Here is a 9,743-nt window from a genome sequence, read left to right as displayed (position 1 = left end):
CCTCATAACTGTTTAATAAACCCCGCTACCTTTATGAGCTGATCTACACTCAGGCCACGAATTATCATTTCATATCCGTCGCCCCGTTCTGATACGTTACCATCTAATCCATTCTCAACTTTAAAACCAGTCAATGTCCCATGCCAGCTATCAAGATGCATTAAACGAGATAGCATCCCTTTCAGAATCTGAATTTGATCGCGTTTTCGCTGTAACTGTTGTTCATATTCTCGCGCAATATCTACATTATCTAAAGCATCCGTCAGTATTTTCTTTTCAATATCGGCGGCAATTTCTACAGGGTTACGTTCTGGCGATACAGTGCAAGTATGGTAAGGGCCTCGCCAGCTTCGACTATCTACGCTTCCGATGATAACTAGCCTTCCCTTCTCCATTCGAATATGTATAGTGAAATTTTTATACTGAGGCGAGGTTAGCTTTATCCTGTACTGGCAATCATCGAGCAGATTTACACGCCAGCCGTTCCCAAGGATTCGACAAACGATTTCAAACACAGGTTGGTACCGTTCAAAGAAATTTTTCTGTTCTTTCATCTGATTCAGCCTTTTGAACTCAATAAAAAAGCCGTAAATCGAATTACGGCAGTTTTAAAATTATTCGTCAAAGTGTCTATCATCACTTGCAGCTTCCTGGGCTTCGCATTCCTGCTGATATGCTTCTTCCTTTGCAAAAAGATGCGCCCATCCTTCTGCGTTTAAGCCACGGTGTAAGACTGAACCATTTTCATTGCATTCTTTGGCCGTAACTTCGATCTCATCCGTGCAAATGTAGGCTCCGTAACTTTCAAAAATGTTTATCAGCTCCGCTTCCGTTATGGTCTTGTTTTTCATCAACGTGTCTCCGTATCAATCTTTGCCATGTTCTAGGGGGCTTTCGCCCCCGTTCCGGTTATGCGCTCGCTTCTACACGTCTCCAGCCTGACGCCTTACGTTTACCTGCTGTACCATACATTTCACGGATTTCTTCAATGCTGTGTTCTTTACGGTTCCAGCGGCTTTTGTGTTCTTCAGGACGGTAAAACCATTGTTTTTTCTTCGATGCCCACTTACAGCCCATTTCTTTTAAAATATCTTTGTGTTCTTTAGTTTCTCCGCTAATCCAGACCCAATTACCAATAACTTCATAGACAATCCCTTTAAGGCCGGATAGCGTATTCAAAACTTTTTCCAGATCTTCACCGTAGTTGTAACGTGCGTTTTCATCAGTGCTTTGAAACTGATTAATTTTATCAATGTTAGCCATGAGAAAATCAAAAGCTGTATTTACAGCCTTCATCAGTTCAGCACCTAATGGATTACGATCTGGATGATATTTTAAAGCCGCTTTTTTATATGCAGCTTTGATATCCTTCTCCGTTAATTCACCTGACAAACCAAAAACATTTAATGCTTCCTGAATATTCATTTTTAGCTCCCGCCCGTGTGGGCTTCTGGAATCTGGCAGGGAACCATTCCCAACCAACAAACTCATTATACCATCAAATGATGGTATATCAACTACTAATTATTCCCGTATTTATCGTTAATACCTAGTGACTACAGTATGAAAATACTGTGAGATTTTTACTGGCCTGCCCTCAGCCCGCTTGTATTTATTCTTAACGTTCTGCCAAGCTGCATTGTCATTACATGGGGGTATATAAGATGCTCATTCAGATAAAGCATACACCGCTCGCCGCAGCCGAACGACCGAGCGTAGCGAGTTAGTGAGCGAGGAAGCGGAAGAGAGCCATTGCTAAATCAGGAACCGGACACACTCGGCTTAAATTTTTGCTCTAAAAATCATTATATAGGAGGGTTTCACCAGCGTTTGTATGCCATGCAACTTGCACAAACCCGTAATTAATACTATAGTAATGCTTACGGTAACATGGTTGCATTGAGTGTCATGGGAATTTATTTAACACCTGAATTTGAGACAGAGCGGCAGAAGGCCCGCATCAGCAATGCCATGTTGTGCAAAGCGGCTAAGGCTATTTTTTCTGGTCTGCCGGGTGATCCACTTGGAAAATTTACCTTTAAAAAGCGCCTCGGCTTGCCCGGAGTAGGAGCCAGAGATGGAGCACGATCAATCGTTTTTTTCAATGATGGCGACAACATCTTCTTTTTTGATATGTATCTGAAGAGTGGGCTTTCAAAAAAGAAAGGAAAAGAGCTTGAAGATGATGAAATTGATGCTTACTGCAATATCGCAAAAGATTTTATCTCAATGAGTCCGGCAACTATAAATAAGCTTCTGTCTGATAAAGAACTGATCGAGGTAAATTGTGATGACTGAACGTCTGAAACGCATTCAAGGTATGGCTGAACGCTATAACAAACTAGGCGTGGTAAAAGATGAAACCGTAGCTGCAATTGATGCAGCGGTCGCAGCCCGTAATATCCCGGCGATCCGAGTTATGACCGGTAGCCAGATAAAGGAAGTCCGCACTCGCTACAACATGTCGCAAGCCGCATTGGCTATAACAACCGGCATGTCTGTAGAAAGCGTCTCCAAATGGGAGCGAAACGAAAGCAAACCGAATAAGGCTGCTCTGCGAATCATTAACATCATCGATGCTAAAGGGCCACAAGTGTTCATGGCATAAGCCAGTAATGCTACTGTAAGAAAGGGAAGCCGCTTACGCGGCTTTCATTTTACTGGAGGAAATACATGCTCGATATGCGATTAGGGAATGATAGCGATATACCTTTTATCATGAATTTGGTGCGTGATGGGATAACATCAGGTGCATTTTTTTATTTTGGTGGCAAGGGCTTTGAAACAGTAAAATCTGAGCTTGAGAGCGTTACTCGAAAATATAGAGATAATATTCCCATAGGGGATTATCTCTTTGTCTTTGACGGGCAGTTAAAGCGAGAACCGGTGGGTTTTGCCCTGCTTACCGGGCGTAATGATTTTGCTGGCCGCGCTTCGCATCTGGAGATCCGTATGTTCGCCGTTGCAGCAGATAAGCAGGGTAAAGGTATTGGCAAAAATATGCTTACCTCGATTATTGAAGCTACTCCCGGTCACAGGCTGGAAGCATCCTGTCTACCTCCATCCATAAAAATGATGAAGTTGCTGGCCGGAAGTGGGTTCAAGCTAATAAATACAACTCAAGGCGGTAAGAAAACGTACCGTTTTGTAGATTAGTTTAATCAGCGAATTACGTCACAACTGATAGTACTGTTTAAGTATCCCTATACCGAACTGGCAGAATCCGGTACTGTTTATCTACATGACATCAACCCTAACCAGACCGGTATCACTAAAGGACTCTAACAGTACCATGTCCATGTTTGTTCGTGCCTACCTTCGGGCTTCAACCAGTGAGCAGGATGCTCAACGTGCCCGCGATATGCTTGATCGCTTTGCTCATGAGCATAATGTCATCATCTGTAACTATTATGCTGAAAATGAATCAGGCGCACGCCTGGAGCGGCCCGAACTTTTCCGTTTGCTCAATGACAGCCGCCTTGGGGATGTATTACTCATTGAGGACGTCGATCGTCTTTCACGCTTAAAAGGAGATGAGTGGGAGAAACTTAAAGCGATCATCCGTCAGCGTGGCGTGTGGGTTGTGGCCGTCAATGTTCCCACCACCTGGCAGCACCTTTCTCCCAGAGCCAATGAATTTGACAGCCGAATGTTTGCGGCCATCAATGATATGTTGCTCGATATGCTGGCCGCCATTGCACGACGCGATTACGAGCAGCGGCGGGAACGTCAGCAACAGGGCATAACCAAAGCGAAAGCGGCAGGAAAATACCGTGGGCGGCAGGTCAATAAGCCACGTTACGATGCCATTAACCGGTTATTGTTGAGCGGTAGCTCCTGGACTCAGGTTCAGAAAACGATAGGTTGCAGCCGAAGCACCATCAGCAGTGCCATCAAATATGCCGCCAGCCAGATTCAGGCTAAAACCCTGGTAGAAACTCCTGTGGCCTCCCCTACCCCACGTTCTATGACCTTGTTTGTGTCTATTGAAAATGGCAGTAAATTTACCCGTGGGAAGAAAAAAACCAGAGAGTTGATTGACTGGTTCATCGAAGCTGAATTCGACGGTCAAATTTTAGGGGGGAATGAATACCGAATACCTCTGACTGCTGAAAACAACGAGCAGTTGAAAGAACAGGTAGATTATTTATTCAGTGAAATTCATATGATAGCTGATGATCGTAACTGTATGGTTATTGACTGTCTGCTGACCAATGACCAAACTCACCAGGGATGGGATGATTGTGCCGGTTGTTGGCAATAAGCTGACGTAACACACGGTATACGGGGTTGTAAGCGGCAGGCTGCCAAAACTTTGTATATCATTGGGCTGGTGACCGGGTTTCTGCCAATTTAAATGCGGGTGACACCCCAGCAGCGTTTCAGATGCCGGAACTTTCGGCGGTTCCGGCTTACCCCAACGGAAAGAGGATAGCTGAAAATGCGGACGGTTTTCCCTGTCAAATACTATAAAGACGAAGGATTCGTTGAGCGAAAAATTGAGCTTGACGATAATGATCTCCAGGAAATTATTCAGGATTGGCTGATTGATAATGCCGATTTTGAGTTTGATGAGGTGGAAGTTGTTAATCTGCGGCCTATGAATATCTGGCTTCACGCCAAATGCCGCAAGTACCTTGACCCTGACGAACCGGAACGTGAACAATGGGGAGATGCAGAGGTACAGGTATCAGGATCTTATGACGGAAATCCAACGCCATAATTAATGTAATCAATAGTGTAGATCATGACGCTAGGACTTTTGGAGGAAATGAGCGCAGCCTGTCTCAATCCAGCCAATGTGTTTTTCTTGCACCCAGCCTACGAGCCAGCCGTGTAATTTCATCAATGCCATACCTTTTCAGCGATGGCGGACGCTCGTTCGCCACCTGAGCCAGATCACAGGCCACATTCCAGGCTTTTCCGCGTTCGGCGCGTAGTGCTGTCAGAGCATCGATAAGCAGGGCTATTTCCTCATCATCCAGTCCCCTGATCGGTTCTTTATTTAGTTTGCTCATGACGCCCCCATTTTTGGCGGTCTGTAACAGATCTGTTCAAAAAACATACTTAGCGTACGTTTTCGTACGATTGGGCTTCAGACCCCGTAACGTAAGACCGGTTTTATCGGAAGAACGATACCATTAAAAACAGGCTGAAAGCTTACACCTGCCGCATCATTTGAATGGTACGGATTAATTCTCAATGACGCTCCCTTTTACGTTACTGCTCTGAGTTCTGTAGATATCCAGCATTCTTCTGCTGAAATTATACCCAACAACTATGCCTATACAGATGTATAGGCATTAAGCTTTAATATTGTATATACAAAAGCATATTCATATTCAGCCAAGGAGCAACTTGTATATACAAATCAGGTATTTTCAACAAGAAGCTTAGCCAGCTTATCGATCAACTTATCATCTTCTATATAGCAAGCCGCCCGGACGACACGCGACCGTGTGATGTTTTTGTTAGGTAGCCTTTCCTGTATTCTTTCAACAAGAATGGATAACGCATCGTCATCCAGACCAGTAAGGCGAAGGTTCATCTGCTTTCCGGTGGTGATATTTCTGCGTTCGGTAACGCGCGTAACCCCTTTCGCTATACGATCACTTCTTGCCACTTGCGGCCTCCTCAATCTGCTGCAACAACTCCTGTGTGAAGGCTTTGTAATCCCGGTAAGGGCGTTCATTTCTGGCGAACATCATAACGGGACGATGCACCTCAGTTGCTTGTTTGAATAGCTCACTCTGGCGTATTTCAGTATTCGCAACTTTGTAGCCCGCTTCACTGATGTACCCATCAATAGCTTTTTTCATTTTAGAGTGAGACTCGTTAACCTTTGTCTTTACAAGTGTATATACAAAATCATTGTTACGCTTCACTTCACGAACAACTTGGAAAAGGTCATCAATACCTTTTACCGCCCTGCGATCCATATCTACCGGCACAACAATTTTATCCGTTATCAGCAGCGCGTTTTCAATGCTGAGATCAATGGCTGGCCGCAGGTCAATCAGTATAAAGTCGTAAACGGTTTTAAGCCTTGCCAGACCTTCATCCAGAATACTGAGCCGGTGACGGAAACGTTCGGCGCTACGCGCCTCAACTGCTAGGGTTATATCGGCGGGAATAACATCTAGGTTAGGAATGGCAGATTCCCCATCGAGGGCGGTATATACGAGTTTATTCGTATCGAACTTAGGGTCTTCAAAAAGATCGGTGATTGTATAATCTTCATCACCACGTCCCACGTCGTCACTCAGGTTTCCCTGGTGGTCCAGATCAACTAGCAAGGTCTTATAACCAGCTAAAGCCAGCGCGCATCCAACCGCAATACAGCTTGTCGTTTTGGCAACACCGCCTTTGCTGTTCGCAAAAGAAATAATGTAGGGCTTCTTCATTTCACACCGCCATGTATATACAAAGGTATATGCATACTACATGTATCCTGCGCGATGTCAATGTATATACATAGGCATATACATACCTGATTATAAGCCATTGCCCGGTACGACATGAGAACTCCCAGAAAATCACTTATGTATATACAAATGTATATACAAATATCCTCCAACTTGCTGTATAACCTACTCTTAACTTTTTAGCAGTGACGCATGAATTTAGGGGTTTCGGAAAAGAAGGGCAGGGGACTGACAGGTTTTGTTTGTAAAAATGATAGCAAAGATCAAATGTCACTTCTAATGCCGCTTGCGGCATGAAGGCGCCAGAAGCAGTTACATATTGCACCAGCGCTGCATGGCGCCGGTAACCCGGCGAAGCCGGTTCCGGTTTAACAGGTATCACCGATACTCCCCCCTTGCCCTGCTAGACCAAAATCCACTAAAAGCGATATAGAAGCAGCTGTGCGCTGTCGGAGTGGTCACGACAAGGCCGTAGCCGCAGTCGGGGCGTATCTCCGCGTTAGCGGGCCGTGAGGGCCGCTTACGGGCGTGTTAATCCAGACCTTCCAGCGATACTTCTCAAAGCGAGTTAGTTCTAGTTACAACATCCATCATTAAAAGCGACATCACTCCCGGCCTTCGGCCGGGGGTGTGGCCGCTTTTCAGTGGTGAGTGGGGTGATGAGGTCACAGATATGCACATTCTGGGTTTGTGGAAACGCATTTTGAATGCTGTAACTAAATTCAGGTGTTTTACAGTGCCTGTCGCGTAGCGACGGGAGGTAACTTTGCTTTTATCGGACCGGCGCGGACGTGAGTCCGCTGCAAGGGCGGGCATTCTCTGAGGCTGTCCACAGGACAGACGATGAACAGGTTATCTGTTTATATGAAAAAAATAAAAGGTATTTAAAAGAAGTACTGAGCAGGTTTTTAAAGGGAACCACGCACTTTGAAATCAGTACGGCTGGCGCTCTGCAAGCACAACGGCTGTAACCTTATGGAAAGTTCCCTTGCAGTTATGTGTGGGTAACTGAATTCATCGGGCAAAGATGGCGCCGGCAACAAAATTTCAGCACGGTTTTGCAGGAAAAGAGAGGGGATCATGGATGGCCTCCATGCCCGTTCGCTCAGATAATAAGCAACGGTGAGTAACAGACGTGCAGAACCCTCCGGGGTCAGCCGGATTAATAAAAGGAGAAGGGGTCAGGTGGTGGCCGTTGCCAGCCGCGAATAGTTGTTGCCACGGGACATCAGCATACGCTCTTTTACACGCCTTGCCTGTTCCCGACGCACGGCGTCCAGGTTGCCGGTAAAGCGGCCCTCAGCAATTTCACGCGTCAGTTGCCGCTTCACGATGGTTTCAATATCGCGGCGGTTACGGTCAGCGTCACGGCGGGCGCGGGCGCGCTTCAGCCCGTGCGATTTGCGTTCGGACTGGTAACTCCGGAACCGCTCACGCACGAACCGCCAGGCTTTGGCTATCAGTTCGTCCATATCCAGCCGGGGGAGACGTTGTTTTTCACGCTGCTTGTTTTCCCACTCCACGCGACTGCGCCTCGCGGCCACAACGGCCACGTCAGAAACATCCAGCGCCGAGAACAGGGCAGGGGTGAACGTAATATCGGTTGGAATGTTACAGCCGATCTGCGGATCATACTCTGTCTGGTAGGTAATCAGCCCAAGCTCAGCCATAAACTTCAGCGCCCGTGTGGCACGGGTGATGGACAGATTGCCGTTTTTCGATTCTGTGGCCAGCCCGCACTCGATGGCCAGATTGGTGATGGAGCGCTGGACGCGGTTAGCCAGGGGATCATAGTGGAAGCACAGCCCCTGCAATAGCGCATCGATGGCACGGCGGCGTAACAACGGTGGCATACGGTGACGCACACCCAGCGAACGCGCAAACGCAACGTGCATGGAGAAATCGAAACGGGATGTGAAGCCTTCAGCTTTCGCCATCAGCTTACGGCAGAACGGCAGCGTCTTTTTGCCCTCACGCGGGGTGAATTCCGGATTCGGGTTTTTGACCTGCCGGTAATGAGTGAACAGGGCCTGAGCGTCAGCCACACCTTCCTGCGCTTATGTTGCACGGAAGGAGCAGGTAGCACAGAAGGTATTGCAGTTTTCTGAGCATGCACATATACTCCCTGCATAGAGCAACAGCTTCTATGCAGTTTTTAGTAGGCCCCGATTAATCTTCTGCTCCGCCAAGAAAAGAAAGATTATCGGGGTTTCGTTTTTTCCGGCTCCGGCTTAACACCTCATCAGAACCAGTTCCCTGCCACCTTACGGCGTGGCTCGCCAAAAATTCTCTCAAACGATCAGTAATCTAACACTCACCGGCTTAACAGGCAAGAATGTGAAAGGTTCACATTTTCCCGCCGCGACGTTCTGTCTCAATCTGAATGAGTTTTTCTATCATTTCTCCCTGAGTTAACCCCTCTTGCTCGCATAAGTGCAAAAGCTGGTCTTTCATCGGGTTTCGGATAAATACATTCACTTCTTTATGAGTTTCACGTTTACGTGCAATCGCGGCCAACTGCCTTTCAGTCGCTGACATCGGATTACCTTTGCGATAGGCACGTTTTTCTTTCGATGAGGAAGTTGCTGCATTTACGGCTTGCGACATCTCCGCCTCCCCAAGGATCAAAAAAGGATCGTCCCGTGGAGAATACTACAGAATCGGTAAATCAGCGACTTAACTTTTATCGAAAAGGTGATCTGTGTTGGCGCACGGATCACCCCTTCCAGTGAAAGGCCATCTGTACGCCGTTATCAGTAGGTCGATTGCCAGTCTGTCCCCATTTCCCAGCGGGACTGCCAGTGGGCCAGATACTGACTGGCGATGGCGGGCATAAAGCGCATCACCACCACGTTCTCCGAATTTTTTCTCGCTCCCGCCCGGCTGAAGTTATAGCTACCTGACTCAACCGTATGATTATCAACAATTAAAATTTTATCATGCTGAATAGGGAAGCGGCTGTTTGTCCTCAGAGGAATACCGGCATTCACAATCAGATTCATTGCCGCCATGCTGGCCCTGTTGCGGTTGCCTTTCTCGTCGATAACGATTTTTACATCCACGCCCCGCTGATGCGCGGCAATAAGCGCTTTCATCACGTCCGGATCGGTGAAGGAATAGGCCATCATCCGGATACTCTGCTGCGCGGAACCGATGGTGTTCAGCACCAGAAGGCGGCCAGTCCCTTCAGGAGAAAAACCCACCTGAATATCCGGAGCCGTCGATATCCCCGCGTCGGCGGGGAAGGGCAGAGAAGACAGCAGGGGAAGACAAAGAAAGCTGGCCCTGACCAGCCTTCTGCATGAAAATAGCATCATC

At 47.1% G+C, this 9,743-nt stretch carries 14 protein-coding genes and 1 pseudogene; 5 read left to right on the top strand and 10 right to left on the bottom strand.

What is annotated here, in order from left to right; all coding sequences use genetic code 11:
* Nucleotides 1–2: 2 nt before the first annotated feature.
* From ACWKXN_RS21640 to ACWKXN_RS21630, 3 genes are read right to left on the bottom strand one after another with little or no spacing between them, the layout of a single operon-like run.
* Nucleotides 3–554, bottom strand: coding sequence for a hypothetical protein (locus tag ACWKXN_RS21640; RefSeq protein ID WP_454544343.1), 552 nt, complete (start codon nucleotides 552–554; stop codon nucleotides 3–5).
* A gap of 60 nt (nucleotides 555–614) precedes the next feature.
* Nucleotides 615–851 (bottom strand): hypothetical protein, encoded by a 237-nt coding sequence (locus ACWKXN_RS21635; RefSeq protein ID WP_454544342.1) that lies wholly within the window; start codon nucleotides 849–851, stop codon nucleotides 615–617.
* Nucleotides 852–909: 58 nt separating this feature from the next.
* Nucleotides 910–1,425, bottom strand: a complete 516-nt coding sequence (locus ACWKXN_RS21630) for a DnaJ domain-containing protein (protein WP_336195643.1) — start codon at nucleotides 1,423–1,425, stop codon at nucleotides 910–912.
* A gap of 465 nt (nucleotides 1,426–1,890) precedes the next feature.
* On the opposite strand from ACWKXN_RS21630, the gene ACWKXN_RS21625 reads away from it, so the two are divergent.
* From ACWKXN_RS21625 to ACWKXN_RS21605, 5 genes and pseudogenes are all read left to right on the top strand, one after another.
* The gene (locus tag ACWKXN_RS21625; RefSeq protein WP_454544341.1) at nucleotides 1,891–2,298 is read left to right on the top strand and encodes a type II toxin-antitoxin system RelE/ParE family toxin; all 408 of its coding nucleotides are present in this window, start codon (nucleotides 1,891–1,893) and stop codon (nucleotides 2,296–2,298) included.
* Nucleotides 2,291–2,608, top strand: coding sequence for a helix-turn-helix domain-containing protein (locus ACWKXN_RS21620; RefSeq protein WP_016192357.1), 318 nt, complete (start codon nucleotides 2,291–2,293; stop codon nucleotides 2,606–2,608). Before ACWKXN_RS21625 ends, ACWKXN_RS21620 begins: the two co-directional genes overlap by 8 nt.
* Before the next feature lie 65 nt (nucleotides 2,609–2,673).
* Nucleotides 2,674–3,156 (top strand): N-acetyltransferase family protein, encoded by a 483-nt coding sequence (locus tag ACWKXN_RS21615; RefSeq protein WP_454544340.1) that lies wholly within the window; start codon nucleotides 2,674–2,676, stop codon nucleotides 3,154–3,156.
* A gap of 136 nt (nucleotides 3,157–3,292) precedes the next feature.
* Nucleotides 3,293–3,913 (top strand): annotated as a pseudogene (locus ACWKXN_RS21610) (recombinase family protein); the annotation flags it as partial.
* 528 nt (nucleotides 3,914–4,441) lie between these two features.
* Nucleotides 4,442–4,723, top strand: coding sequence for a hypothetical protein (locus tag ACWKXN_RS21605; protein WP_454544339.1), 282 nt, complete (start codon nucleotides 4,442–4,444; stop codon nucleotides 4,721–4,723).
* A 64-nt stretch (nucleotides 4,724–4,787) separates the two neighbouring features.
* Here the strand turns inward: ACWKXN_RS21605 and ACWKXN_RS21600 are convergent, their stop codons facing one another.
* The 7 genes from ACWKXN_RS21600 to ACWKXN_RS21570 form a co-directional block, all read right to left on the bottom strand.
* Nucleotides 4,788–5,018, bottom strand: a complete 231-nt coding sequence (locus tag ACWKXN_RS21600; protein WP_454544338.1) for a hypothetical protein — start codon at nucleotides 5,016–5,018, stop codon at nucleotides 4,788–4,790.
* A gap of 353 nt (nucleotides 5,019–5,371) precedes the next feature.
* The gene (locus ACWKXN_RS21595) at nucleotides 5,372–5,623 is read right to left on the bottom strand and encodes a hypothetical protein (protein ID WP_115408760.1); all 252 of its coding nucleotides are present in this window, start codon (nucleotides 5,621–5,623) and stop codon (nucleotides 5,372–5,374) included.
* Nucleotides 5,610–6,404, bottom strand: coding sequence for a ParA family protein (locus ACWKXN_RS21590; protein WP_115408761.1), 795 nt, complete (start codon nucleotides 6,402–6,404; stop codon nucleotides 5,610–5,612). The genes ACWKXN_RS21595 and ACWKXN_RS21590 overlap by 14 nt, the downstream gene beginning before the upstream one ends.
* A 1,202-nt stretch (nucleotides 6,405–7,606) precedes the next feature.
* A complete protein-coding gene (repA, locus tag ACWKXN_RS21585) occupies nucleotides 7,607–8,470 on the bottom strand; it encodes an incFII family plasmid replication initiator RepA (RefSeq protein WP_454544337.1) in 864 nt (287 codons plus the stop codon).
* Nucleotides 8,463–8,537: a RepA leader peptide Tap gene (gene tap, locus ACWKXN_RS21580; protein ID WP_100208657.1), complete on the bottom strand. Its 75-nt coding sequence runs from the start codon at nucleotides 8,535–8,537 to the stop codon at nucleotides 8,463–8,465. The genes repA and tap overlap by 8 nt, the downstream gene beginning before the upstream one ends.
* Nucleotides 8,538–8,771: 234 nt before the next feature.
* Nucleotides 8,772–9,032 (bottom strand): replication regulatory protein RepA, encoded by a 261-nt coding sequence (locus ACWKXN_RS21575; protein ID WP_161617811.1) that lies wholly within the window; start codon nucleotides 9,030–9,032, stop codon nucleotides 8,772–8,774.
* A gap of 146 nt (nucleotides 9,033–9,178) precedes the next feature.
* Nucleotides 9,179–9,742 carry a phospholipase D family nuclease gene (locus ACWKXN_RS21570; RefSeq protein WP_454544347.1) on the bottom strand — a complete coding sequence of 188 codons (564 nt, stop codon included), beginning with the start codon at nucleotides 9,740–9,742 and terminating at the stop codon, nucleotides 9,179–9,181.
* Between the last annotated feature and the right edge of the window lies 1 nt (nucleotide 9,743).

The organism is Enterobacter sp. UPMP2060 (assembly GCF_053709655.1).
Note: the sequence above shows the minus strand (reverse complement) of the source record. Positions and strands in the feature narration are given on the sequence as shown.

Excerpts from the sequence above, each read along its gene's own strand:
- ACWKXN_RS21640 (WP_454544343.1), bottom strand. The coding sequence starts at position 554 with ATGAAAGAACAGAAAAATTTCTTTGAACGGTACCAACCTGTGTTTGAA.
- ACWKXN_RS21635 (WP_454544342.1), bottom strand. The coding sequence starts at position 851 with ATGAAAAACAAGACCATAACGGAAGCGGAGCTGATAAACATTTTTGAA.
- ACWKXN_RS21630 (WP_336195643.1), bottom strand. The coding sequence starts at position 1,425 with ATGAATATTCAGGAAGCATTAAATGTTTTTGGTTTGTCAGGTGAATTA.
- ACWKXN_RS21625 (WP_454544341.1), top strand. The coding sequence starts at position 1,891 with ATGGTTGCATTGAGTGTCATGGGAATTTATTTAACACCTGAATTTGAG.
- ACWKXN_RS21620 (WP_016192357.1), top strand. The coding sequence starts at position 2,291 with ATGACTGAACGTCTGAAACGCATTCAAGGTATGGCTGAACGCTATAAC.
- ACWKXN_RS21615 (WP_454544340.1), top strand. The coding sequence starts at position 2,674 with ATGCTCGATATGCGATTAGGGAATGATAGCGATATACCTTTTATCATG.
- ACWKXN_RS21605 (WP_454544339.1), top strand. The coding sequence starts at position 4,442 with ATGCGGACGGTTTTCCCTGTCAAATACTATAAAGACGAAGGATTCGTT.
- ACWKXN_RS21600 (WP_454544338.1), bottom strand. The coding sequence starts at position 5,018 with ATGAGCAAACTAAATAAAGAACCGATCAGGGGACTGGATGATGAGGAA.
- ACWKXN_RS21590 (WP_115408761.1), bottom strand. The coding sequence starts at position 6,404 with ATGAAGAAGCCCTACATTATTTCTTTTGCGAACAGCAAAGGCGGTGTT.
- ACWKXN_RS21575 (WP_161617811.1), bottom strand. The coding sequence starts at position 9,032 with ATGTCGCAAGCCGTAAATGCAGCAACTTCCTCATCGAAAGAAAAACGT.
- ACWKXN_RS21570 (WP_454544347.1), bottom strand. The coding sequence starts at position 9,742 with ATGATGCTATTTTCATGCAGAAGGCTGGTCAGGGCCAGCTTTCTTTGT.